This window comes from Spirulina sp. LEGE 11439, assembly GCF_059821285.1.
The window spans coordinates 278,616-302,366 of record NZ_JCAMRX010000001.1; the positions used below are offsets into that span (position 1 = coordinate 278,616).

Consider the following 23,751-nt stretch of genomic DNA (forward strand, 5'->3'; position numbering starts at 1 on the left):
ACAAATCTTGATTTTTCATTCCCTAATGCTTTGGATCGCGTCATACTTATACCATAACAATCATTAACTGCCCTCATGAAAAAATGCTTGCGAAGAAACTTTCCTGCGTTCGAGATTCTTTGTGCTTTGTATTACCGAGAATCCCTATTTTTCTTTACTTTATTCTCTTCTAGGATGAAATTGAATACCATTGACAATAAAGGCACGATAATTAGAGGGTGATACCCCAACAAAGAGAACATCGCTTTCCATTTTGATAAGACGAACAGCAAACAGGGAGACAAGGATCAATGCCAGCGAAAATCTTGGTGGTAGATGACGAACCAACCATGCAACTTCTGATCCGCAAGGCATTCAGGAAGCGCATTCGCCAAGGGGAACTCGAGTTTGCGTTTGCCAATAATGGCATAGAAGCCCTCGAAACATTGGCAGCCGAACCGGACATTGATGCGATCCTCAGCGATATTAATATGCCGAAAATGGATGGGCTGACGTTATTGGAACGAGTCGCCCAACTCAAGCGCCCAACTCTCAAAACCGTGATTATTTCGGCTTACGGCGATCTGACGAATATTAGAACGGCGATGAATCGAGGAGCTTTTGATTTTTTAACCAAGCCGATTAATTTTGAAGACCTTGAAATTACCATTAACAAAACGTTAGATCATGTCAGCCAACTGAAGGAAGGAATTCAAGAAAAGCAACGGGCAGAAGAAGCTCGAGAAGAATTATCCAGACAAAAGGCTTTGCGCGAAAGCGAACGTCGTTTGATTCAGGTTCTCGAGGCGGTTCCCGTGGGAGTTTTTGTCGTCGATGCCAAGGGAGAAGCCTACTATACCAATAATGCGGCCAAACAGATTTTAGGGACGGCAACTGCCCTCGGCGACGGGGAAACCGAGAAGGAGATGGAGGTGCGTCATCTACAAAGTCTCAAGGAAATTTATGCCACCCAAACTCAAGAAAGTTATCCCGAGGAGCGCCATCCTTTAATGCGGGCTTTAGAGGGAGAAAGCATGACCGTAGATGATGCTGAGTTGCGTCGGGGTCAACAAACGATTCCTCTGGAAATTTCGGCTACTCCCATTTATGATGAAGCTGGCGAGCTGGTCTACGCGATCGCGGCATTTCAAGATATTACCGAACGCAAGCGCATTGAGAAGTTATGGGCGGACTACAACCGACTTTTGGAAACTCGGGTGGTACGGACGACGAAGGAACTGGATAAAAGTGAAGCCACCAACCGCGCCATCTTGAAGGCAATTCCCGATTTACTCTTGCAGATGAACCAAGAGGGAGTGTGCTTAAATGCGATCGCTCCGGATAATGCCAATATTCTGAAAATGGGATCCAATGCAATCGGTTCTCCTGTGGATAAGTTCTTGCCCTCGGAACTGGCGGGCAATTATTTGAATTATTTACATCGCGCTTTAGAAACGGGGGATTTACAAGTTTTTGAATTTCCCCTGCTTCAAGATGGCGAAGAGGGCTATGTGGAAGCAAGAATTGTGGTGAGTGGAGATAATGAGGTGCTGGCGATCGTGCGGGATATTAGCGATCGCAAAAAAGCAGAAACGGCGTTGAAAACTGCCAAGGATGCTGCCGAAGCTGCCAACCGCGCGAAAAGTACCTTCCTCGCCAGTATGAGTCACGAATTGCGAACCCCTCTCAATGCCATTTTGGGATTCTCGCAATTACTCGCCGGCAATGATGCTCTCACGGCAGAACAGCGCGAAAGCCTTGCTATTATCAACCGTAGCGGCGAACATTTGCTAACGCTGATTAACGATATTCTCTCGGTTTCCAAGATTGAAGCGGGGCGCATTACCCTTAATGAGGGAGCCTGCAATTTACATCGCCTGCTGGATTCTCTTAACGAGATGCTGCAATTAAAGGCGAGAGGGAAAAAATTAACGCTTTCCTTTGAACGTTCCCCGGATCTCCCGGAGTATGTGGAAATCGATGAGGGAAAATTGCGACAGGTTCTGACGAATTTGGTGGGCAATGCGATTAAGTTTACCGAATCCGGAGGGGCGATCGTGCGGGCATCTCTGAGCCATAATGGAGCAACCGCAGGTAATACAGAGGACAAGAGCGAACATATCCTCGTATTTTCGGTAGAAGATACGGGACCTGGCATTGATGAAGCCGAATTGGTAACCCTGTTTGAACCCTTCATGCAAACTCGAATCGGTCGCCAGTCTATGGAAGGAACGGGTTTGGGGCTTTCTATCAGTCGGGAGTTTGTGCGTTTGATGGGGGGCGATATTGCGATTGATACGGAATTAGGGCGAGGGTCTACGTTTACATTCGATATTAAAGTGCGAGTCGGGACAGCAACAGAGAGCGCCGCTATTGACGATCGCCGTCACATTGTCGGTTTGGTTTTACCGGACGATCGACCCGTGTATCGGATTTTGGTAGTGGAAGATGTGGTGGTAAATCGCCAGCTTTTAACGGGTATTCTCGAACCTTTGGGTTTTGAGGTTTGCGAGGCGGCCAATGGCCAAGAAGCGATCGCCCAGTGGGAAAACTGCCAGCCGGATTTAATTTTAATGGATATTCAGATGCCCGTGATGAGCGGTTATGAAGCGATCGAACAAATTCGCCGCAAAGAAAGAGAGGAAATCAATCAAGATTCTATCTCAATTCCCATTATTGCCCTCACTGCCAGTGCTTTGATTGAAGATCGGCAAAAACTACTCGATGCAGGAGGCAATGATTTTGTCACTAAGCCATTTCGCAAAGACAAGTTGTTAGAAAAATTATCCGAACATTTAGGGGTTTGCTACCAATACGAAGAAGACGAGACGACGGTAGAAACCGATGGTGAATCAGAAATGCAGGCATTGGAATCAAAAGATTTGCAAGCCATGTCCTTAGAATGGCTAGAAAGTTTATACGATGCGGCCCTTTCTGTGGATAATGAACTTTTGTTGGAGTTAATCGAACAAATCCCCGCAAACCAAGGAACGTTAAAAGCAAATTTGACGAACTTGGTCAATAACTTCCGCGTTGATATTATTTTCGATCTCGCGCGAGAGCAACTCGACGCGCAAGGGGTGTCCTTGGTCAATGAACAATGAGTAATGAGCAATTATCAATGAATGACGATCGACTGCCTATCTCGAATCAACTCACTGAAGATGAAGCGACAGCTTTATTTTTACGGCTGCGGCGCAAAGAAGGGACTTGGGTAAATTGGGGGAAAATTTGTCAGCAGTTACAAAAAGCCGGTTATTCTCCCGCCACCATTTTTGAGAAAACAGGGATTGAGGGGAAATACCAAAATTTAACGATTGTTGCGGCGCAAGTTTTCGAGAGCATTCGCAGCGAAGGGGCTTCCGAAGCCGTGCAAAATTACTTTCACGGTCCTCGCAGCGATGTTCTCTATGAATTTCGCATTCTCAACCAAAAACAGCGCTTTGCCGCCGCAGAGTTAGCGATGGAAAAGCGTCTCGATGTGGATGATGCCCATGAAGTGGCAAGGGCGATGAAAAATTTCTCTCGCTATTCTACACCGCCAGAAGGCTTTACCCTAGCGGCGGGAGATGCTGTCGCCTATCAATGTTGGAAAACAGCAAGGGGAAAAAAAGATTTGCAAGAGCGATCGCGTCTCATTGCCCGGGGATTAAAGTTTGCTCATTCTGGGACGGCACGAGAACAAATTGAAAGACTTTTGAGCGATTTCACGATCGTGCCGACAAAACGCGCTCCTTTATTGCCGATTTATCGGTTGGAACTGGAGGAACATTTATCTCGCATTATCCCGATTGCCGGTACACTCCCGCTCAAATTAGCAGATTTAGAAGCCGTTGCCCCCATTGAGGAAATCGAACCCTTTCGCATGGTGAGATCTGTGAGTCCGATCGCTTTTATTCCCGTACCGGGATGGCAGGCAATTTTAAAAGCCAAAGATCCCGTTGCTATTTTAGGTAAAAGCGATGAATTGCCCAATTCTCCCTCGGGCAAGTCTGAAGCTGTTGCGATCGTCGTCGATCGCGGATCGCGTCAATGGAACTCAAATTCCTACTTTCTCGTGAATAACCATGACGAATTGGAAATTCAGTGGTTTCCTGAAGCCCCCGATCGCGAAATTTTAGGGCAAATTGCGGTGATTTTACGCCCCAAAAGAATCCTAGATGAAAATAATATTATCGAGCCGTGGCAAATGGATGATTGAGGAACTTTAGAGGGAATGCCTCTCAAACATGTACGATAATAGGAGAAAATAAGAATTGCATCCTTCACTCTTCGTATTGTGTCAAAGCGAGAGGCATTCGCGATCGTCAAAGTTTGAACATTTTTAATTTGAGTTGTTATGAGTCACTTCAGCTTCTTGTTGTAGTGAGGAAAGTCTTTTGGGAATTGCCATAATAAATTTTGTTCCTGCTCCCGGTTCTGAATGACAAGTCAAAGTTCCTTTGTGCTTATCGACAATAATTTGATAAGCGATCGAAAGTCCTAAACCGGTTCCACTACCGATAGGTTTTGTTGTAAAAAAAGGATCGAAAATATTCTTTTTGATTTTTGGATCGATACCTTGCCCATTGTCCGTAATTGCAATCTCAATCTGATTATTGTTCAGTGGTTTTGTGTGAATTGAAATGATTGGATGTTGAAATTCTTGATTATCTCGTGCGATTTCAATGAGAGCATCAATACTATTACTTAAAATATTAAAAAAAACTTGATTTAATTGTCCGGCATAACATTCAATCTGGGGCAAATCATGATAGGATTTAACGATTTTAATTTCTGGAATATTTTTATTCGCTTGCAAGCGATGTTGCAAAATCAAAATTGTGCTATCAAGATTTTGATGAATATCGACGATTTTATTTTGAGATTCATCTAAACGAGAAAATGTTCGCAATCCGACAACAATTTCTTTAACGCGACTGGCCCCCTTTCGGATTGAACTGAGAAGTTTAGGCAAATCAGCAAGAAGAAATTCAAAGTCTATTTCTTCTAATTTATCTTCAATTTCTGGAATAGGATTGGAACAAAATTTTTGATATTCATGAACAAGTTCTAACAAATCTTGCGTGTATCGATCGACATGAGGAATATTACCATAAATAAAATTGATGGGATTATTAATTTCGTGAGCAACTCCGGCTACCATTTGTCCTAAACCTGACATTTTTTCGGCTTGGATCAATTGCGATTGCGTTTGTTTGAGTTCTCTGAGGGTTTGTTCTAAGGCATCGTGATTTTTCTGGATTTCCTCAGCCATTAGGTTAAAAGCAACTGCAATACGAGACAATTCGTCTGAGCCTTGTAAATTGGCTCGAACTGCCAAATTGTCTCGGGCTAATAATTTACTGGTTTCCACCAAATGCGAGGCTCGCCTGGTTACGGTTCTATCGAAGAAAAACCAGAGTAATGTTCCCAAAATAGCGATCGCAGCGCCATAAGCCAGCGATCGCATTGCAGCATCTTGATAAGCTGTTCCTCGGGCGATGCTTAAATCGTATTCAATCGCTAAAATCCCGACGCGATCGGGAAAACTTCTACCCACTTTAAACTCTAACCCAATAGGATGAAACACCCACAGCGTGTCTAGAGCTTCCAAAGATTGGGCTTGCGCTCCGACTTGCTGGCGAACCGCGTTCAAGTTTTCTTGAAAAGAAGAAATCGGGGTTTTTTCGAGAGGGAGATCGTTTAATTTCCTCTGAGTTGACCATAAAACGCGATCTTTTTCGTCGAGAATTAAAGCAATATTAATATTGGGTGCACCTCCCAATTGATCGATGAGTAAATCTACCCCTCGCTCATTTTGATTGTGATGAAGATATTCCAATAAACCCACGGTTTGATTGCCTGCAAAAATAGCGCGTCGTGTCATATCGGCTTCCACTCGTTTCCGAGCGAGGAAGGTTTCCCTCTGAAAAAACACGGTACTAAATACCAGAGCAAAAAGGAACAGAATGACAGGAATCGAAAACCGCAGAGGAAAAGGGAAGCGATTCATAAACAACAGAAAGCTAGATATTCTTTCATGATACGAAAAATTTATTGAGATCTTAAGATGGGTCAATTGCCTCAATAAAGCGATTGTCAAATAATTTTTCCAAATCGACTTCTTGCTTAAGTGATTTTTGCTCGATAAGGAAAGTGCTTAATCGTTTAGCTCCCTCATACAATTCCGGATTTTTACCAGAGAGTAAGGCTTTATTTTTCTCTAAATCGAAAAAGCTCAACCCTTGCAAAGATTGAGAAAATTCTTCTTTGCTAATACCTTGACGCTCTGCCATCCGTTGTATCGCATCATCGGGGTTTTCTTGAATATATTGTAAAGCTTTAAACCAACCGGCTGCTAAAGTTTGTAATTCTTGAGAGAATTTATCTTGTGTGTCTTGATAGCTGATGAGCAGATCGATGACTTCTCCAGGCATTTGACGAGTATCGAAAAGTAAGTTCCCTCCTTGTTTGAGGAACTGGGAAAGGGCTGGATCGTAAGTCACGGTAGCATCTATTTCTTTGTTAGTAAAAGCTGTTTCTTGTTCGATACCATCCAGCGAAACTTGTTTAACGGCATCAAGGGGTAAATTTACACTTTGCAATGCGCGCGTAAAAACAAGTAGAGAGAGAGCCTCGGGGGTTAAGCCAACAGTACGACCTTCCAAATCTTGAATATTTTTAATATCAGGTTGTCCCACTAGCGCATCCCCACCATTAGAAGTATCTAATAGCAGCCATGTTCGAATATCGCTATTTCGTTCTGCACGCAGTAGAGTAGTATCCAACGTTGAAGCGAGGACTTGTATGCCACCATTATCAAATGCTCGTCGCATCTCGGCAACACCAGAATATTCAATAATCTGAATCGGAGCGTCATTAAAATAGCCTAAATCGCGAGCTAAATAAAGAGGCTCGTATCCCGTCCAAACACCCATACCGACTTTTAAAGGTTGTTTGGGCGCAGAATTACAAGCCACAAAGAAACAAGTTAGGAGAGCGATCGCGAACAATACCAGTCTGCGAGGAATGCAAGAATACTTCATGAGTTTATTGCGGTTGTTTTTTTATGATACTCTTACTCTTTTTTATACCTGCTCAAAGTTGTATTTGTCGAACCAATTACTTTATCTCAGTATTTTTTCGTACTCTTCTCCATTCTTGATTTTCACCTATGCCTCAAGAATTTTTAAATGTACATCCTCAAGCTAAAATACAGCCTTGTCGAGAAGGAATATTAATGACTGAAGTATTCTTGTCTGCTAGATTTATTGCTGCTGCACCATAAATAACATTATAGTTTGTTTTTTCAAGTTTTAAGTTAACTAAAGTGGGTTCTATGTCAGCATTCACAAAAATCAAGATTTCGGAATTCTCCAAGGTTCGTTTAAAGCCATAAACCATTTTTTCGGCAAAAATCATTTCATAAGTTCCTGTCCGCAAAGCCGGATATTGATGACGTAAAGCAATTAAAGTTTTGTGCAGTTTTAATAAGTCTTGCTGCCAATCTTTTTCATCGGGAAAACCCCAGCGATTATCGGGATCGATACCTCCCGATAAACCAATTTCATCGCCATAAAAAATACAAGGTGCGCCTGGAAAGGTAAATAAAAGTAATGTTGCTAGTTTTAAGCTGTCAATATCTTGTCCAGCAATACTCAATAATCGTGCTGTATCGTGGCTGTCGAGGAGATTGAGTTGGGCGAGATGAATTTCCCAATCGTAAAGGGTAAATAATTCTTTGATTTTATGAGCATATTCGGCAGCATCGATCGCGGGGGCGGGATAATATTCGGGATTGTTTAATAGTTCCTCATTAACGCGATCGCCAGCCGTAAACGCAATCGTGGGGACGGCAAATAAGTAATTCATGACGGCATCAAATTGCGTCCCATCCAGCCATTGCTTGGCATCTACCCAAATTTCACCGACGATATAAGCCTCGGGATTAATGGCTTTGACGCGATCGCGAAATTCTTGCCAAAATCCGGGAGTTTCTACTTCATTCGGTACATCCAAACGCCAGCCATCAATACCTTGCTCTAGCCAATATTCCCCAATTTGCATGATATATTCTCGCACGTCGGGATTGTCGTGATTGAATTGAGGTAAGGCGCGATTATCGACCCAGCTTTTGTAATTTGCTGGCATACTGCCATCGTAGGCAGAAAGCGGCCAGTCTTCAATTTTAAACCAATCCAACCACGGGGAATGGGGACCGTGTTCGAGGATATCGCTAAAGAAGAAAAAGCCGCGACTGGCATGATTGAAAACGCCATCAAGGACGATTTTTATATTGCGATCGCGAGTCGCTTTTCTTAAGGCAGCAAAGGCTTCATTTCCACCTAACATGGGGTCGATTTTATAGTAGTCGTGGGGATGATAGCGATGATTGCTGGCGGATTGAAAAATGGGGGTAAAATAGAGGGCGTTAATGCCTAAATCTTGCAAATAGTCGAGGCGTTCGATAACTCCCCATAGATCTCCTCCTTTATAGCCTTGTAATGTAGGTTTTGTATCCCAAGGCTCGAGTCTAGGATTAAATTTTTGTTGAGAGGCGCTATTTTTCCCTTTGGCAAAGCGATCGGGAAAAATTTGATAGAAAACTGCATTTTTGACCCAATCTGGTGTTTTAATTATCATCGTTTAAATAATTTATGTTTGCTGTGAGTTGTCAAGTGGATCTGAATGCGGAGTAGCTGATTGTAGATTCCGTGGTTCAAAAGAATACTCAGGCCGAGAAGAAAAAAGAACTGATGTCAATATTACTTTGCACATACTCGATGATGCTTATCCAGAAAAATGCGATCGCATTATTTGAGTGTCTGGAGATTCCGATCTCGTTTCTGCACTACAATTTGTGAAAAATAGATTTCCTACAATGGAAATTGTTGTTTATATTCCCGCACGAGACGAGAAAAGAGGTGCGGCAGTTAAGTGGCGAAAGATTGTCGATCGCCACAAAAATTTACCTTTGAATTTATTATCAAAAGCTCAATATCCTCATTCTTTTTCCAATAAAAGAGGTGGAATAATTAAGAAGCCTGATAATTGGTAACATACTGAGTTTGTGACAATTAGAGAAGCAATGAACTATTGTTTACATATTTATACTCAAGCAGGAAAAATTTCTGTAGATTCTTCAATTAATTCATCTAGTTCTTCTAAGGCTTGATTGACATCGAGGCGCAAGGTCCCTAAGTCTGGTTGTTCGAGTAAATTGAGCAAAAATTCACGCTTGCCTTTAACAGTTTCAATACGTTCTTTGAGGGTTTGTTTGTCCATTACTTCAGTCATTGCGATCGCTCCTTGAAATTAAATCAATACAATCAGTTTCCTATCTTACCCGATTCCCAAAATATAATCAAAGTTTCCCCGACCGACATTTGCCTCTAAACTTTTGATAATTTGTCTGGTGTTATCGTAGGGTCCATTAATATAGAGGGGTTTACCTTGGCAGCCAAACTGAAGCGGGACGATCGTATCCCAGTTTCCTAAATGGTTCCGCGTTGTCTCAAAATTTGGATGTGGTTCAAATCCCAAACGGGCAGCATAATAGACGGAACCGAGAACGATCGCTTGGGCTTCTTCTAAACTAATTTCTCGATAACCTTCTGAAAACGGCTGGAAGGAACTTCGCAAAAAATAACCGTAGCGGTTTTTATCGACCATCCTGACCCCCATTGTATCTTTTAAGCCCAAACAGAGATAATCGATGAGATAGGTACAAACAAGCAAGCGATGGTAATCTTGAAAGCGAGCAACGATAACCAATCCCAAAGCACTCAATATTTCTTTATCTCGCCCCAAATCGTCTAAAAGGCGTTCTCCGCAATGAAGATTCACCCAACAATGGGCGACAGGAAAAGGCTCGCGATCGCCTTTTAAGTCGGAAGTCTCTGTTTCTCTTCGAGTGGCGATCGCGTTTTTAACATCTGCAACTCGCATCCCCAAGTACCGAGCAATTTGCCGGGGTGTAAAATTACAAGCGTGGAGTTCAAAAATTTCTCGTTCTAATTCGGAGGAAAGCATTTCAATGAACAATGAACAATGAACAATGAATAATCAATCTCAATAATTATCAAATTGCTCGAATAAGGCGGTTAAAATGGTATTGGAAAAGAGGAAACCTTCAGGATCGGTTAATTTTAGTTTTCCTCGATGGGAGGACTCAAAATAGTTGGGGAAAGAAACAGGTTGATTTTGAGCATTGGCACAAACAATCCAATTTTTGTGATAGTAGGGTTCGATCGCGATCGCAATTCTGCGAGCTACTTCTGGCGTAAATTGCTCTAATTGTACGCCATCAGCCAAGCGCAATCCTAACATGAGGGTTTCGAGAAGGCGATCGCGTGGCGATGTTTTCGGACTATCAATTTTAGCGCCATTTTGCACCCAAGTATAATAATCTCGGCGGGTGCGCGGACGAGTAAAACGTTGACTTTGCGTATAGCTGGCGGCACCCATGCCAAGGCCATAATAAGGGCGATTTTGCCAATAAATCCGGTTGTGGCGACACTGATACACCGATCGCCCATAATTAGAAATTTCGTAATGATTCCACCCGTTTTGTGTTAAAGTTTTCTGTGCCATGCGATACATTTTGGCGGCATTTTCATCGCTGGGAAGCGGACTTTTACCGGGTTGAAATTGTTTGCCAAAGGCGGTGACGGGTTCGAGAACTAAATCATAACAGGAAAGGTGTTCTGGGGAGAGATCGCAAGCAGAATTGAGGGAAAATTGCCATTGTTCGATGGTTTGCTCGGGTAAGCCAGAAATTAGGTCTAAACTGAGGTTACTTGCTCCAACTTGACGGAGGAGATCGATCGCGGTAAAAATATCCTCGACGGAGTGCGATCGCCCGCATCGTTGCAAGAGTTCGTCTTGAAATGCCTGTACTCCCAAACTAAAACGAGTGATTCCCAAATCCCGATAGCCTTGAATTTGTTCTCGGGTAAATGTCCCGGGATCCACTTCCATCGAGATTTCTGCATCGATCGCAATGCCAAAATATCTCTCCAGAGTGGCGAGAATTTGCGCGAGTTGTGGGACAGACAGTAATGAGGGTGTACCGCCTCCGAAAAAGATAGTTTTGAGATTATGATTACTTTTCGGCGTTATTTCAATCTCGCGACACAAGATGTTGACATATTCTGCGATCGCGTTAAAATTTGTTCCATTACGGCGATCGCCGACTACAGAAACCGGAAAGTCACAATAATAGCAGCGACGGCGACAAAAAGGAATGTGAATATAAGCACCTTGCGGAATCTCGCGATCTCTTTCCCCAATATTTTCTTTCATCAAAATCCTAGTTTTTACCCCAAAAAGAGTTTTCCTGTTTCCCCTTTAAAAGGGATAGTCTGATAATACCTCAGGCTTTAAACTGGAGATCCTGATAACTGTTCACTGATAACTGTTCACTGATAACTGTTCACTGAAATGACTCGTCTCAACAATCGCGCTTTTAAAATTCTCGCTGAAGAAGCCAAACACTGTGCAACGCGATCGCAGGGTGACACCCAGTATCGCATTGTTCTCAAACGGTTGGAAAAACTCAGATTACAATCGGGTTCTCTGGTGAGCCAAGAAGAGTTGTGGGCAACAGTTCAAGATATGTTTCCCAACTTTAGCGAAAAAGTCATAAAAACTACCGATCGCGCCAATCGTTCTGCTAATATTTCCGGTTTCATTAAATCTGGTGCGATCGGTTTATTGGTCTGCACGGGATTTCTCTGGGTGGTTAATTTACAGAAAGTTCAACCCGGAACGAGTGGCTATAAAAAAGCAGAAGAACTTCTAGAGTTGGCAAATGCTAAATTAAAGGAATTATAAAATATCTCGTATTTGTAAAAATAGCCCTAATTATACTCTGCCTAGCGTGACAAAAGAGGGTTACAATGAAAAGGAAGCAAGTTGGCAGGGTTGGGGAGATGAAACGCATCGTTTTAATTGCCGGGCTTGAAACCTTTAACGCGGACTTGTACCGAAAAGCTGCTGATTTGGCACGATCGCAGTGTCCTCAATTGGAAATCTTTACTTTTAGCGATCGCGATCTGGTCGCTCAACCAGATAATGTTACAGCATCCCTCAAAAATGCCGATGTTTTCTTCGCCAGTCTCCTGTTTGATTACGAACAAGTGATGTGGTTGCGAGAAAGGGTGCAAGAGATTCCCATTCGCCTCATTTTTGAGTCTGCTTTGGAGTTAATGAGTTTGACAAAATTGGGGAAATTTGCGATCGCAGATAAACCCAAAGGAATGCCGAAACCCATTAAATTTATCCTCAGTAAATTCTCAAGCGGACGAGAAGAAGATAAACTCGCAGGCTATATTAGTTTTCTCAAAATCGGTCCGAAACTCCTCAAATTCATTCCTGCCAAAAAAGTTCAAGATTTGCGAAACTGGCTGATTATTTACGGCTATTGGAATGCCGGAGGATTACAAAATGTTGCCGCTCTATTTTGGACGCTAGGAGAGAAATATCTCAATTTAAAAATTGGCGAAATTCCCGCCCCGATTGAAACGCCAAATATGGGACTTTTGCACCCCGATTATAACGATTATTTTACCTCACCACGAGAGTATTTAGACTGGTATCTTAACCATCACCAGTTATTCGTCACCTGCGATACGAACTCACGCCAGCGCAAGGCGCAAGAAAACACACATCAAGACAGTCACCAGTTACCAGTTATTGGGATTTTATTATATAGAAAGCACGTTATTAGCCAACAGTCTTATATTCCGCAATTAATTCGTAAATTTGAACAAGCTGGACTCATTCCCCTGCCTATTTTTATTAATGGGATTGAAGGTCACGTTGCTGTAAGAGACTGGATGACGACAGCAGATGAACGACGAAATAAGCCGAATAATCCCACTCTTTCTCAAGATGCAGTAGAAGTTGATACGATTGTGTCTACGATTGGTTTTCCTCTCGTAGGTGGCCCCGCCGGATCGATGGAAGCGGGACGGCAAATTGAAGTTGCACGGCGTATTCTCACTTCTAAAAATGTTCCCTATATTGTTGCCGCACCTTTGCTTATTCAAGATATTTACTCCTGGACGCGACAGGGGATCGGCGGACTGCAAAGTGTTGTTCTCTATGCCTTACCGGAATTAGACGGTGCGATCGATACCGTTCCTTTGGGAGGATTGGTCGGTGAAGATATTTATCTCATCCCCGAACGAGTTAATCGTTTAATTGGCAGATTAAAAAATTGGATTAAATTAAAACAAACTCCACCAGAAAACCGAAAAATTGCTATTCTACTTTACAACTTTCCACCGGGATATGGTGCAACGGGAACGGCGGCTCTATTAAATGTTCCTAAAAGTCTTTTAAATCTACTCCAATCTTTACAAGAACAAGGTTATAATGTGGGAGAGTTGCCAGAAGAAGGAGAAGAAATAATCGCTCGTATAAAAGAAGAAGATGAAAATACGCAAACTCCTCATAAAGTCGACATCAAAACCCTAGAACAATGGTTGGGCTATCTCTTCACTACTCGAATTGAGAAACAATGGAATAATCTCAAAGATACAGGAATTAAAACCTTTGGGGATGACTTTCTCATGGGGGGCATACAATTGGGGAATATTTGGCTCAGCGTACAACCTCCTTTAGGTATTTCTGGCGATCCTATGCGTTTAATGTTTGAAAAAGATTTAACCCCTCATCCTCAATATGCTGCCTTTTATAAATGGTTGCAAAATGAATTTCAAGCCTCTGCTGTGATTCACTTTGGGATGCACGGGACGGTAGAATGGTTGCCCGGATCGCCATTAGGAAATACAGGTTATTCTTGGTCGGATATTTTGTTGGGAAACTTGCCAAATTTATATATTTATGCTTGTAATAATCCCTCTGAGTCGATATTAGCAAAGCGTCGAGGATATGGCGTTCTCATTTCTCATAATGTACCGCCTTACGGTCGAGCAGGATTGTATAAAGAGTTAATGACATTACGAGAATTAATTACTGAATATCGAGAAGATCCTGATAAAAATCAGCTTCTTAAAGAGGCAATTTGTCAAAAAATTATTGATTCGGGAATTGATGCCGACTGTCCTTTTGAAGAAGGAGAAAAACTAGGCATTGCCTTTACAATGGAAAATGCAAAATTGTTCAGCACAAAAGCATTGAACGTGTATTTTGTCAAGGTGTATGAGTATTTACAAATTGTCGAACAGCGTCTCTTCTCTTCTGGTTTGCATACCTTGGGAGAAAATCCTTCTTTGGAAACGCTGCGATCGTATTTAGAGGCATATTTTGGCGAAGATTATTTTCCCGATGAGACAATGCAAGCGATTTATAAGGGGGAGGAGTGCGATCGCATTCTCAAAGCCGCCGAATATTGGCATCTCAAACAAGAAATGAACTTCCCAGAGGCATTCCCTCAAAAACTAGAAGAAGCCTTACAAATTCGCCATTTACTCATGCAAACAGAAGATGAATTAAACAACTTATTACGTGGGTTAAATGGGGAATATATTCCAGCCGCACCGGGAGGAGATTTATTACGAGATGGTGTTGGTGTACTGCCTACTGGACGGAATATTCACGCTTTAGATCCCTATCGAATGCCCTCTCCTGCTGCCGATGCCCGAGGACGAGAAATCGCTCGCAAAATTATCGAGCAAAATTTAGCAGAAAAGGGAACTTATCCTGAAACTGTCGCCGTGATGTTATGGGGATTAGATGTGATTAAAACCAAGGGAGAATCTTTAGGAATTTTACTGGAATTAGTCGGGGCTGAACCCGTTAAGGAAGGGACGGGAAGGATCGTGCGCTATGAGTTAAAACCCCTCGCAGAAATCGGACATCCTCGCATTGATATCTTGGGCAATCTTTCCGGCATTTTTCGCGATAGTTTTGTTAATATTATCGAATTGTTAGACGACCTGTTTCAACGGGCAGCAAATGCAGAGGAATCTGAGGAACAAAATTACATTCGCAAACACGCTTTAGAACTGCAAAAACAAGGAGTAGAAAATGCTTCTGCCCGTTTATTTTCCAATCCTGCGGGAGATTTTGGCTCTTTAGTAAACGATCGCGTTGTGGATGGAAATTGGGACTCGGGGGACGAGTTAGCGCAGACATGGGAAGGACGCAATGCTTTCAGTTACGGACGCAAAGATAAGGGACAAGCAAGGCCGGAAGTTTTGCAGCAATTGTTGGGAAAATGCGATCGCATCGTCCAAGAAATCGACTCAGTAGAATACGGTTTAACGGATATTCAGGAATATTACGCCAACACGGGGGCTTTGAAAAAAGCCGCAGAGAAACGCAGTGGGAAGAAGGTAAACGCGAGTTTTATCGAAAGTTTCTCTAAAGATACCACCCCGCGCAAATTAGAAGACCTGTTACGTTTAGAATACCGCACCAAGCTATTAAACCCGAAATGGGCAGAAGCGATGGTAGATCAGGGAAGCGGCGGTGCTTACGAGATTTCTCAACGCATGACGGCGTTATTGGGTTGGGGCGGAACTACCGATTTTACCGATGAATGGGTGTACGACCAAGCAGCAGATACCTATGCGTTAGATGCAGAGATGGCCAAACGGCTGCAAGAAGCGAACCCGGAAGCCTTTCGCAATGTTGTCGGACGTATGTTAGAGGCAAATGGTCGAGGTTTTTGGCAGCCAAACGAAGAGACATTACAAAAGTTACGAGATTTATACGATCGTATTGATGAAGATATCGAAGGGGTTAAAGGTTGAATGGGAAAAGTGATATTTGTTAAAATAGCGATCGCATCAATCATTTGGAGAATGCCTACAAGCTATTTTAGAGACAAAAATAGTTCAGAATAAATCGCGATGAGTCAACTATCACAAAACAAGAAAAGAATATCATTCCCTTACGATCGCGTTTCCGTCATGAGGTAAACTATCAAAGGAGTCAATCGAGCAAAAAGGGTTGTCCCTCCTCTCGCGATAGCGAGTGCTAACTCTATCAGAATACTTACTTTTTAGGAGGAAGAAATTTGATGTCTATCTTAGGTCAAAAACCAGAACAAGATGTATTAACTTGTGATGATAAACTGCTTTGGGATACATGGCTATCAATGTTCCATTTTCCTTCACTAACTGTTGCAGACGAACTCGGGATTTTTCCTCTATTAGATGAAGCACCTGCAACCGCACGAGAGGTACAAGAAAACTTATCTTTAGGCTCTCGTGCTACCGAAGGACTTCTGGGAATCCTGACATCACTCGGTTATCTCGTGCAGCTTAATGGCAAATTCCATCTGACTCCAGTATCGCAAACTTTTTTACTCCCTCATAGCCCCTACTATTGGGGAGGCATACTTCATTTTATCCGAGATAACCCTCTCTCTCATGCTTCTCTTTTAGAGGCTTTTCGGAACGATCGCGCCAGCATTTACGATCGACAGGATGTGTGGGAAACTCATGATATTGATAAAGAACAAGCTAAAGCCTTTACTGGACACATGCACAGTCAAACCATTTCTCCGGCGATCGGTGCTGTTGGGAAAGTTGACTTTTCTGATGTCCAACGTCTTCTTGATGTTGGAGGAGGATCCGGTGCGTTTTGTTTGGCTTTAGCTCGACGTTATTCTCAAATTCACTGCACTATTTTAGAATTACCAACAGTATGCAAAATAGCCCAAGAGTATATTACAGAAGCTGGACTTTCTGACCGAATTGATACATATATAGGAGATTTTTTCCAAGAACCTTTTCCTTTGGGTTATGATGCAGTTTTATTGAGTAATATTTTTCATGACTGGGGATGGGAAAAATGCTTACACTTAGCTAAGCAAAGTTTTGCAGCTTTACCCAGTGGAGGTCGAATTTATCTACATGAAATACTCTTAGCGGATACGAAAGACAATCCTCTCATTGCAACTTCATTTTCAATATGTCTCTTTTGGGTTACTGAAGGTAAGCAATATAGTGCAGCAGAACTCAAGCAAATTTTACAAGAGGCTGGGTTTGTCGATATATTCATCGTTCAAACTTACGGTTATTATTCACTGGTTAGTGCTAGAAAACCCTAAAAATAATTTGCACGCTCATACTAAACAATTTGTTTGAGATCGATCGCCGTTTGATTCAATTTCTCGGTTTCCTGTCGAGTTTGAGTGGCTCCTGTTGCAGTTTCTCGGACCCCGCGATCGATCGCATCAACCGCATCGATCGCGATTTGAATGGCTTCGACTTGTTGTTGCACATTCATGGCAATTTGTTGATTGTTTAACACGACATCATTAACGGCATTTTTTACTTCACTAAAAGCCATATCCGTCGATCGCGCAATTTTTACTCCTTCTTCTACCGTGCGATCGCCTTCTTTCACTGCTCGAACTGCTAAATTGATTTCCTTGTTAATATTAATCACAATCGTATTAATGCGATCGGCAGATTCTTTACTTTGGTCGGCTAATTTGCGGATTTCCACTGCAACGACAGAAAAACCTTTGCCATACTCTCCTGCATGAACTGCTTCTACAGAAGCATTTAATGCTAAAAGATTGGTTTGATTAGCAATCTCAGATACTAATTGCGAAATTTTGCCAATTTCATTGGTTTGTTGATTTAAAGTTGTAATTTGTTGGGCGATCGCATTGACTTTGTCTCGTAATTCAGACATGGTAACAATATTTTCTTCAACGGAATGATTGCCACTTTCTGTCATATCTAACGCTCTTTGCGCTGAAAAAACAGAGGATTTTGCTTGTTCTTCTGACTGACGTGAAAATATCCCCAAATCGTCCATAATTGTTTTGGTTTGATTTGTAGAAGTTGATTGATCCGTTACGATTCTTTCTTGTTTAACCATTGTGTTCACAATTTCTTGGCAGGCAATGACAACGCGATCGCTCAACTGTTTGACAAAATCACTTAATTCCTGAATTTTACGAACCCCAATTAATAAAGCGATCGCCAGAGAGATTAGAATCACAAAACTCGCAAACCATCGATAATGAGTAATGGATTGAAAAACAATGGCTTTAGGAATGAGATAAATAATTTTTAACGCGGCTCCCGTTTCTTCATTGAGGATCACCGTATCAAAACTAATTAATTTTTTCGTTCCGCGATCGAGATAACCGCGATCGCGATTTAAAATTTGGCTGGAAATTGCTTCAGGATAATCTTGAGTAATGTTATCATCATTATCTACATCAAAACCCCATTCTTTATTAGAATTAGGATGATAGATATAGTAGCCATCTTGATTGAGGATGAGGACTTCTGTATTCTCTTCGCGAATTTCATTCTTAATAAAATCGATTAAACGTTTTGCCGAGATATTAGCAATAATTAATCCTTGACGATTTCCCACTGAATCGAAAATTGGGGTCGCATAGCGAATCACTAATTTGTAAGGATATTCAATAACGCCGCGTTCTTGATTGAGATTAACAGGACTGGCATAAATATCTCGTTCGGATAATTTTATGGTATCCCGAAAATAGGGACGATCTGCTTTATTTTGTAATTGCGATTGCGGAATTATCTTAATTTTGTTATCCTCTGAATCAACCCGAACTAGCTCATTTCCATTCTCATTAATATACCGAAAACTCAAATAGTAGGGTTTTGATTCTAGTTTGGAAGAAAAAATATTATTGAGGCGATCTTCCCATTGTTCTAATGTTGAAGTATTTTCGGTATCAATTCCTGCATTATTTTCAGCACGAATGATGCCCTGAACGGGAGGAACTTTACTTAAAAATAAAACATCACCGCGAATTCCTTCTAAAAAAGTTTCCAGTTTTTCTCGGCGTTCAGCAACTCGATTTTGTTCTTCTGTTGTAATTACTTTTGACAAAGCAGTTGTTGAAGAGTATAGCCCATAAAGTCCTACAATTAAGACAGGAATCGATGTGCTGCCTATCAATAAAACTAATAATTGTTGTTTCAACGTCACGACAATTTTATTCAGCATTGGGACTCTATTAAAAATGGGTAAATTTCTCTAGAACGAGAAAATTTTATTGGCTCAACCATGCGATCGCACTCCGAATCCATTCCTCGGGAGCAGGATTTTTCAACAATTGCGCGTCTGCACTCAAAACAGATAACGCTTGTTGAATTTCCTCATTTTCATATCCTAATGCAAGGAGAGTCATTTCGACATCTTCTTGAATTTCTGCGGAAGGACCGACAGAGGATGGCGAAAGAGAAATTCCTGCCGCTTGTCGCCATTGTGCTAATTTTGTTTTTAATTCTAAAGCAATGCGTTCGGCCGTTTTTTTGCCAACACCTGGCGTTTTCGCCAAAGTCCGAACATTTTCTGTCACAATTGCCTGCACCAGATCCGTTAATCCAAGGGTATCGATTAATGCGATCGCCAATTGTGCGCCAATCCCACTGACTCCAATTAATTGACGAAATAAATCTCGTTCGGCGGCAGAAGTAAACCCATATAAAATGAGATTATCTTCCCGAACTTGTTGATGGGTAAAAACTTGCATCATCTCTTCCGTCCCAATGGGAAGTTGTCGCGACAAACGGGAAGGAATTTGGATTTCATAGCCAATTCCGTTAGTTTCGACAATTAAAATAACGCGATTGTTGAGAGTTTTGCTGACTGCGATCGCTTGTCCTTTGAGATAACTAATCATTAAATTTTGTTATTGGTTATTTGTTGTTAGTTATTTTTTCATGACTTACCATAATTATTTTTTAGGTCTTCAATGGAGAAAAGAGCGCTAAATTTTAATCCTGCTGACTTGTATAATTCCCCTCCTCCTTGTTCGCGATCGACTAAGGCGATAACCCATTCCACAATATAGCCTGCATCTCGCAAGCGTTGCACCGCTAACATCGCTGATTTTCCTGTGGTGACAACATCCTCTAAAACCACAATTTTTGCACCCGTTGTCAAATTCGGACCTTCAATGTAGGCCTTGGTACCGTGTCCTTTGGCTTCTTTGCGGATAATGAGAGCGGGAATGGGTTCATTTTCTAATGCAGAGATGACACTAACGGCAGTTACGAGGGGATCTGCACCCAAGGTTAATCCTGCCACGGCTTGCGTGTCTTCTGGAAGTTGGGACAGGATAAGTCTTCCGATCGCTAAGGCTCCTTCTGCTCTTAAGCTCACTTGTTTGCAATTAATGTAATAACTACTGCGCTGTCCGGAAGAGAGAACAAAATCCCCCTCTTTATAAGCATATTTTACCAGTAATTCAAGTAAGGTTTTGTGCAGGACTTCAAGATTGGCGTTCATTTGTTTAATTGAATAATGGGTCATTAGTTATTGAGCAAGAGGAGCGTAATGGGCTATACTTCATTAAAGAAAAATTACGAAATGTTAAGGACAAACCGGAATGACTGCTCAAATTCAATTTTCCCGAGGCATTGTTGAAGAAGATGTACCCGATGTGCGCGTAACGCGAGGCAAGAGTGGAGATAGTGGGACGGCAACATTTTTTTTTGAGAATCCCAAAATTCTTGCTCCAGACTATAACGAAGATATTACAGGATGTTATCTTGTCGATGAAGAAGGGGAGATCGTCACGCGAGAAGTTAAAGCTAAATTTATTAATGGGAAAGCCTCTGGAGTGGAAGCGGTGTTAATCATGGAATCATCTGCAGAATGGGATCGTTTTATGCGGTTCATGGAACGCTATGCTAAGGAAAATGGACTGGGATTTACAAGTAGCCAGAAGTAGGGAGAGAGGGAAGATAGAGGAGAATTTCATATCTTTTATCCTCACTCTTTCCTTCTTTGACCATTATTCCTTTATTGCCCCTCATTCAGAAAATGTCTCCCCATCCCGATCGCCAATTGCGTTCTGTTGGCTGTGCGGTTATTACTGTAAGCGATACCCGCACTCACCAAAGCGATCGCAGCGGCCAGTTTATCCAAGAATTACTACACGCACAAGGCCATCACGTCGAAGCCTATGCGATTGTGAAGGACGAACCCGAACAAATTCTCGAACAAGTCCGGGAGTTCTGCGATCGCGCCGAAATCGAAGCGCTGATTGTTAATGGGGGAACGGGAATTGCTCCCAGAGATACCACTTACGACGCGCTAGCGGGTATCCTTGAGAAAACTTTACCCGGTTTTGGAGAAATATTCCGTTATTTAAGCTATCAAGAAATCGGCTCGAGAGCGATCGCCTCTCGTGCCGTTGCAGGCATTTATCACCAACGGTTAATTTTTTCTTTGCCGGGATCCAGTAATGCTGTCAAGTTAGCCATGAACGCGCTCATTTTACCCGAACTGATTCACCTCGTTACGCAGATTCAGGGCTAGGCCGTTGTATTAAAGAAAGCGATCGCATTCCTTTTCGTTGTTCATTGCAATCACCAGCCATCAACCGAGCCATTACTCTCGAGCCATTCCTTCATATCTTTATCAGCTTTGACTGTATCAAAAAGATGCAAGCCAAATTTACGCGAGAGTTCCTTGCAGACTTCAATACCGCGAATGCTATTTCCCGTTGGATCGAGAAGAGGAGAAAAAACACCAATTCCCAATTTACTCGGAACCGCCGCCAAAATTCCCCCCCCGACCCCACTTTTAGCCGGAATACCAACCTCATAAGCCCATTCCCCCGAATAATCATCTAACCCGCAAGCAATCATCATGCTCATTACATCCCGGACATAACGCTCGTCGATCGCGCGTTCTTTCGTAATGGGATTAATTCCCCCATTCGCCAAAGTCGCCCCAATAACCGCTAAATCTTTAGCATTAACCAGAATCGAAGTGTGCTGAAAATAGAGATCTAAAGTTTCCTCAATGCGATCGCCGATCGCGCCGACATCGAGTAAAAGGTGAGCGAGGGCGCGATGGCGATGTCCGGCTGCTTTTTCCGAGAGAAAGATGGGAAAACTAATATTCACATCCCGCCCAGTATAAAGATTAAACTTCTTTAAAATGCGATTGAGGCGATCCGTCGTGCTATTACCCTTAATCAGATCCGTCACGGCGATCGCGCCTGCATTGACCATCGGATTGTAGGGCAGTTTGCTATGTTCGTCTAACGCCACCGCATTTTCCGACTCTCCTGCGGATTTAATATTCACCTTACTGCGAACGGTTTCGCGATCGCAATCTTCCAAAGCCATCCCATAAACCAAAGCCTTAGAAATAGATTGTAGGGTGAAGAGGCGATCGCTATTTCCCACCTCAAAGATTCTTCCTCCCGTCGTCACCACCGCGATCCCGAACCATTCTTTTTTTGCGGCGGCCAATTCCGGAATGCGATCGGGGATCGTCCCTTCATCCAGATCGATATATTTCTTGTGGAGACTGCTGAGATAGGATTGAAAAGGAGAGGTTGGTGGGGCGGTAACAACAGGTTTAATCGGATCGAGAGATGGTAGATTGGCATCGAGCATCATAGTTTCAAATCCTCAACTCGGGGATGCGGGGTTATCGATATACTTTTTTCAAACCCGGCGTAGAGCGTCCGGAAGAACATCAAAATCCTCATGCCTTTAGAGTTCAATGAAAAAAATTATCGCATCCATACCCAGTGGATGAGCCATGCGTTAGAACTGGCCAAAGAAGCCGGAGACGCGGGGGATGTTCCTGTAGGGGCCGTGGTGGTCAATGGCCAAGGAAAGGCGATCGCCGCCGTCGCCAACCGTAAGGAACGCGATCGCGATCCCACGGCCCATGCCGAAATTTTAGCCCTGCGTCAAGCGGCTGGAGTCCTACAAAACTGGCACCTTGAAGACTGTACGCTTTATGTTACCCTCGAACCTTGTCCTATGTGTACCGGAGCGATTATGCAAGCAAGATTAGGTCTTTTGGTTTATGGAGCAGACGATCCCAAAACCGGCACGATCCGCACAGTATTCAATCTTCCTGATAGTCCCTGTTCCAATCATGCCTTACCCGTCATTGCCGGAGTCCTAGAAACCCCTTGTCGAGAAATATTACAACATTGGTTCAGCCGTCGGAGATAAGAGAGAAAATTTATCCTCGATCTTCAATTTTGCCAACAGACACTCAATTGACTGTCCCGTTTAGACAAATTTATGCAGGTTTTCCCTTTACAGTAAAACTAGAAAGTTAATTTTGTTCTTATCCTACAATGACTTTAGTTTGTTCCCATCGCCCTAAATCGAGACTCTCGCAAAATTCTCGTTCCATGACCTCGATCGCTCCCTCAAAAATCTCGCCTTGGCTCGCGCGTTGTGCCTATTTCTTCGGACGTTACGGCCTGCTGCCTTTTTACTTTAATCGTGTTGAAGTCAACGGACGCGACAACATTCCCCTTGATGGCCCCGTAATTCTCGCACCCACTCATCGATCGCGTTGGGATGCGCTGATTGTAGCCTATGCTGCGGGCAGACTGGCGACGGGAAGAGATGTGCGCTTTATGGTGTCGAGCAATGAAATGAATCGTAAGGTGCAAGGATGGTTCATTCGCCGCTTGGGAGGATTTGCCGTCAACCCTCAACGCCCGAGTTCGGATAGTTTGTATCACAGTATCGATCTCTTGTGCCAAGGGGAAATGCTGGCTATTTTTCCCGAAGGTAATATTTATCATCAACGTTTTGTCGAATCCTTAAAACGAGGTTTGGCTGCGATCGCCCTCCAAGCACAGGCAAAACTCACCGAAGAAACTGTTAAAATTGTTCCCATTAGCATTCACTACTCCCAACTTTATCCACGTTGGGGATGTGATGTCCGAGTGGATATCGGTGAAGCGATCGCCGTTTCTCGCTACAGGACAGGAAAAGCCACTAAAAAAACCTCCCAAAAACTAACTGCTGATTTAGAAAATACCTTGAGAGATTTACACGAACGAGAAGAGATACAAGAATATGTTGTTTGTTAATT

The 23,751-nt window shown here is 42.7% G+C and carries 20 protein-coding genes; 10 read left to right on the top strand and 10 right to left on the bottom strand.

The window, feature by feature from the left end; genetic code table 11:
• The first annotated feature begins 290 nt into the window (after window positions 1–290).
• Together AC6RV6_RS01070 and AC6RV6_RS01075 are read left to right on the top strand one after the other, a co-directional pair.
• Complete coding sequence (locus tag AC6RV6_RS01070; protein ID WP_500238220.1) at window positions 291–3,083, top strand: response regulator; 2,793 nt, start codon at window positions 291–293, stop codon at window positions 3,081–3,083.
• A 17-nt stretch (window positions 3,084–3,100) separates the two neighbouring features.
• Window positions 3,101–4,180: a RuBisCO accumulation factor 1 gene (locus AC6RV6_RS01075; protein WP_500238349.1), complete on the top strand. Its 1,080-nt coding sequence runs from the start codon at window positions 3,101–3,103 to the stop codon at window positions 4,178–4,180.
• Window positions 4,181–4,303: 123 nt separating this feature from the next.
• Here AC6RV6_RS01075 and AC6RV6_RS01080 read toward each other — a convergent pair whose 3' ends face one another.
• The 3 genes from AC6RV6_RS01080 to AC6RV6_RS01090 form a co-directional block, all read right to left on the bottom strand.
• A complete protein-coding gene (locus AC6RV6_RS01080; protein ID WP_500238222.1) occupies window positions 4,304–5,899 on the bottom strand; it encodes a sensor histidine kinase in 1,596 nt (531 codons plus the stop codon).
• Between the two features lie 127 nt (window positions 5,900–6,026).
• Window positions 6,027–7,007: an ABC transporter substrate-binding protein gene (locus tag AC6RV6_RS01085; protein ID WP_500238223.1), complete on the bottom strand. Its 981-nt coding sequence runs from the start codon at window positions 7,005–7,007 to the stop codon at window positions 6,027–6,029.
• A gap of 157 nt (window positions 7,008–7,164) precedes the next feature.
• Window positions 7,165–8,604, bottom strand: coding sequence for a glycoside hydrolase family 13 protein (locus tag AC6RV6_RS01090; protein ID WP_500238225.1), 1,440 nt, complete (start codon window positions 8,602–8,604; stop codon window positions 7,165–7,167).
• Window positions 8,605–8,782: 178 nt separating this feature from the next.
• Here AC6RV6_RS01090 and AC6RV6_RS01095 point away from each other — a divergent pair, with 178 nt between their 5' ends.
• A complete protein-coding gene (locus tag AC6RV6_RS01095; protein ID WP_500238226.1) occupies window positions 8,783–9,019 on the top strand; it encodes a hypothetical protein in 237 nt (78 codons plus the stop codon).
• 56 nt (window positions 9,020–9,075) lie between these two features.
• Here the strand turns inward: AC6RV6_RS01095 and AC6RV6_RS01100 are convergent, their stop codons facing one another.
• Genes AC6RV6_RS01100 through hemW form a run of 3 tightly spaced genes read right to left on the bottom strand, consistent with a single transcriptional unit; the run spans window position 9,076 to window position 11,265 of the window.
• Window positions 9,076–9,258: a hypothetical protein gene (locus tag AC6RV6_RS01100; RefSeq protein WP_500238360.1), complete on the bottom strand. Its 183-nt coding sequence runs from the start codon at window positions 9,256–9,258 to the stop codon at window positions 9,076–9,078.
• A 45-nt stretch (window positions 9,259–9,303) separates the two neighbouring features.
• On the bottom strand, window positions 9,304–9,993 hold the full coding sequence (locus AC6RV6_RS01105; RefSeq protein ID WP_500238227.1) for a DNA-binding response regulator: 690 nt from the start codon (window positions 9,991–9,993) through the stop codon (window positions 9,304–9,306).
• Between the two features lie 39 nt (window positions 9,994–10,032).
• Window positions 10,033–11,265 carry a radical SAM family heme chaperone HemW gene (gene hemW, locus AC6RV6_RS01110; protein ID WP_500238228.1) on the bottom strand — a complete coding sequence of 411 codons (1,233 nt, stop codon included), beginning with the start codon at window positions 11,263–11,265 and terminating at the stop codon, window positions 10,033–10,035.
• A 138-nt stretch (window positions 11,266–11,403) separates the two neighbouring features.
• Between hemW and AC6RV6_RS01115 the strand changes: the two genes are divergently transcribed.
• The 3 genes from AC6RV6_RS01115 (at window position 11,404) to AC6RV6_RS01125 (ending at window position 16,990) form a co-directional block, all read left to right on the top strand.
• Window positions 11,404–11,796 (top strand): hypothetical protein, encoded by a 393-nt coding sequence (locus tag AC6RV6_RS01115; protein WP_500238230.1) that lies wholly within the window; start codon window positions 11,404–11,406, stop codon window positions 11,794–11,796.
• Window positions 11,797–11,894: 98 nt separating this feature from the next.
• Window positions 11,895–15,686 carry a magnesium chelatase subunit H gene (bchH, locus tag AC6RV6_RS01120; RefSeq protein WP_500238351.1) on the top strand — a complete coding sequence of 1,264 codons (3,792 nt, stop codon included), beginning with the start codon at window positions 11,895–11,897 and terminating at the stop codon, window positions 15,684–15,686.
• A 269-nt stretch (window positions 15,687–15,955) separates the two neighbouring features.
• On the top strand, window positions 15,956–16,990 hold the full coding sequence (locus tag AC6RV6_RS01125) for a methyltransferase (RefSeq protein WP_500238232.1): 1,035 nt from the start codon (window positions 15,956–15,958) through the stop codon (window positions 16,988–16,990).
• Between the two features lie 20 nt (window positions 16,991–17,010).
• Here AC6RV6_RS01125 and AC6RV6_RS01130 read toward each other — a convergent pair whose 3' ends face one another.
• The 3 genes from AC6RV6_RS01130 to pyrE are packed head-to-tail and all read right to left on the bottom strand — an operon-like array spanning window position 17,011 to window position 20,172.
• The gene (locus AC6RV6_RS01130) at window positions 17,011–18,885 is read right to left on the bottom strand and encodes a methyl-accepting chemotaxis protein (protein ID WP_500238234.1); all 1,875 of its coding nucleotides are present in this window, start codon (window positions 18,883–18,885) and stop codon (window positions 17,011–17,013) included.
• A 46-nt stretch (window positions 18,886–18,931) separates the two neighbouring features.
• Window positions 18,932–19,564, bottom strand: coding sequence for a Holliday junction branch migration protein RuvA (gene ruvA / locus AC6RV6_RS01135; RefSeq protein ID WP_500238237.1), 633 nt, complete (start codon window positions 19,562–19,564; stop codon window positions 18,932–18,934).
• Window positions 19,565–19,602: 38 nt separating this feature from the next.
• The gene (gene pyrE / locus AC6RV6_RS01140) at window positions 19,603–20,172 is read right to left on the bottom strand and encodes an orotate phosphoribosyltransferase (RefSeq protein WP_500238240.1); all 570 of its coding nucleotides are present in this window, start codon (window positions 20,170–20,172) and stop codon (window positions 19,603–19,605) included.
• Between the two features lie 100 nt (window positions 20,173–20,272).
• On the opposite strand from pyrE, the gene psb28 reads away from it, so the two are divergent.
• On the top strand, window positions 20,273–20,617 hold the full coding sequence (gene psb28, locus AC6RV6_RS01145; protein WP_500238241.1) for a photosystem II reaction center protein Psb28: 345 nt from the start codon (window positions 20,273–20,275) through the stop codon (window positions 20,615–20,617).
• Window positions 20,618–20,709: 92 nt separating this feature from the next.
• The gene (locus AC6RV6_RS01150) at window positions 20,710–21,207 is read left to right on the top strand and encodes a MogA/MoaB family molybdenum cofactor biosynthesis protein (RefSeq protein ID WP_500238353.1); all 498 of its coding nucleotides are present in this window, start codon (window positions 20,710–20,712) and stop codon (window positions 21,205–21,207) included.
• A 50-nt stretch (window positions 21,208–21,257) separates the two neighbouring features.
• On the opposite strand, the gene glsA is transcribed toward AC6RV6_RS01150, so the two are convergent.
• Window positions 21,258–22,298 carry a glutaminase A gene (glsA, locus tag AC6RV6_RS01155; RefSeq protein ID WP_500238354.1) on the bottom strand — a complete coding sequence of 347 codons (1,041 nt, stop codon included), beginning with the start codon at window positions 22,296–22,298 and terminating at the stop codon, window positions 21,258–21,260.
• A gap of 93 nt (window positions 22,299–22,391) precedes the next feature.
• Here glsA and tadA point away from each other — a divergent pair, with 93 nt between their 5' ends.
• Together tadA and AC6RV6_RS01165 are read left to right on the top strand one after the other, a co-directional pair.
• Window positions 22,392–22,871, top strand: coding sequence for a tRNA adenosine(34) deaminase TadA (tadA, locus tag AC6RV6_RS01160; RefSeq protein ID WP_500238244.1), 480 nt, complete (start codon window positions 22,392–22,394; stop codon window positions 22,869–22,871).
• Between the two features lie 128 nt (window positions 22,872–22,999).
• Complete coding sequence (locus AC6RV6_RS01165; protein ID WP_500238246.1) at window positions 23,000–23,749, top strand: lysophospholipid acyltransferase family protein; 750 nt, start codon at window positions 23,000–23,002, stop codon at window positions 23,747–23,749.
• Window positions 23,750–23,751 lie beyond the last annotated feature (2 nt).

Excerpts from the sequence above, each read along its gene's own strand:
- AC6RV6_RS01070 (WP_500238220.1), top strand. The coding sequence starts at position 291 with ATGCCAGCGAAAATCTTGGTGGTAGATGACGAACCAACCATGCAACTT.
- AC6RV6_RS01075 (WP_500238349.1), top strand. The coding sequence starts at position 3,101 with ATGAATGACGATCGACTGCCTATCTCGAATCAACTCACTGAAGATGAA.
- AC6RV6_RS01085 (WP_500238223.1), bottom strand. The coding sequence starts at position 7,007 with ATGAAGTATTCTTGCATTCCTCGCAGACTGGTATTGTTCGCGATCGCT.
- AC6RV6_RS01090 (WP_500238225.1), bottom strand. The coding sequence starts at position 8,604 with ATGATAATTAAAACACCAGATTGGGTCAAAAATGCAGTTTTCTATCAA.
- AC6RV6_RS01100 (WP_500238360.1), bottom strand. The coding sequence starts at position 9,258 with ATGACTGAAGTAATGGACAAACAAACCCTCAAAGAACGTATTGAAACT.
- AC6RV6_RS01105 (WP_500238227.1), bottom strand. The coding sequence starts at position 9,993 with ATGCTTTCCTCCGAATTAGAACGAGAAATTTTTGAACTCCACGCTTGT.
- hemW (WP_500238228.1), bottom strand. The coding sequence starts at position 11,265 with ATGAAAGAAAATATTGGGGAAAGAGATCGCGAGATTCCGCAAGGTGCT.
- AC6RV6_RS01115 (WP_500238230.1), top strand. The coding sequence starts at position 11,404 with ATGACTCGTCTCAACAATCGCGCTTTTAAAATTCTCGCTGAAGAAGCC.
- bchH (WP_500238351.1), top strand. The coding sequence starts at position 11,895 with ATGAAACGCATCGTTTTAATTGCCGGGCTTGAAACCTTTAACGCGGAC.
- AC6RV6_RS01125 (WP_500238232.1), top strand. The coding sequence starts at position 15,956 with ATGTCTATCTTAGGTCAAAAACCAGAACAAGATGTATTAACTTGTGAT.
- AC6RV6_RS01130 (WP_500238234.1), bottom strand. The coding sequence starts at position 18,885 with ATGCTGAATAAAATTGTCGTGACGTTGAAACAACAATTATTAGTTTTA.
- ruvA (WP_500238237.1), bottom strand. The coding sequence starts at position 19,564 with ATGATTAGTTATCTCAAAGGACAAGCGATCGCAGTCAGCAAAACTCTC.
- pyrE (WP_500238240.1), bottom strand. The coding sequence starts at position 20,172 with ATGAACGCCAATCTTGAAGTCCTGCACAAAACCTTACTTGAATTACTG.
- psb28 (WP_500238241.1), top strand. The coding sequence starts at position 20,273 with ATGACTGCTCAAATTCAATTTTCCCGAGGCATTGTTGAAGAAGATGTA.
- AC6RV6_RS01150 (WP_500238353.1), top strand. The coding sequence starts at position 20,710 with ATGTCTCCCCATCCCGATCGCCAATTGCGTTCTGTTGGCTGTGCGGTT.
- glsA (WP_500238354.1), bottom strand. The coding sequence starts at position 22,298 with ATGCTCGATGCCAATCTACCATCTCTCGATCCGATTAAACCTGTTGTT.
- tadA (WP_500238244.1), top strand. The coding sequence starts at position 22,392 with ATGCCTTTAGAGTTCAATGAAAAAAATTATCGCATCCATACCCAGTGG.
- AC6RV6_RS01165 (WP_500238246.1), top strand. The coding sequence starts at position 23,000 with ATGACTTTAGTTTGTTCCCATCGCCCTAAATCGAGACTCTCGCAAAAT.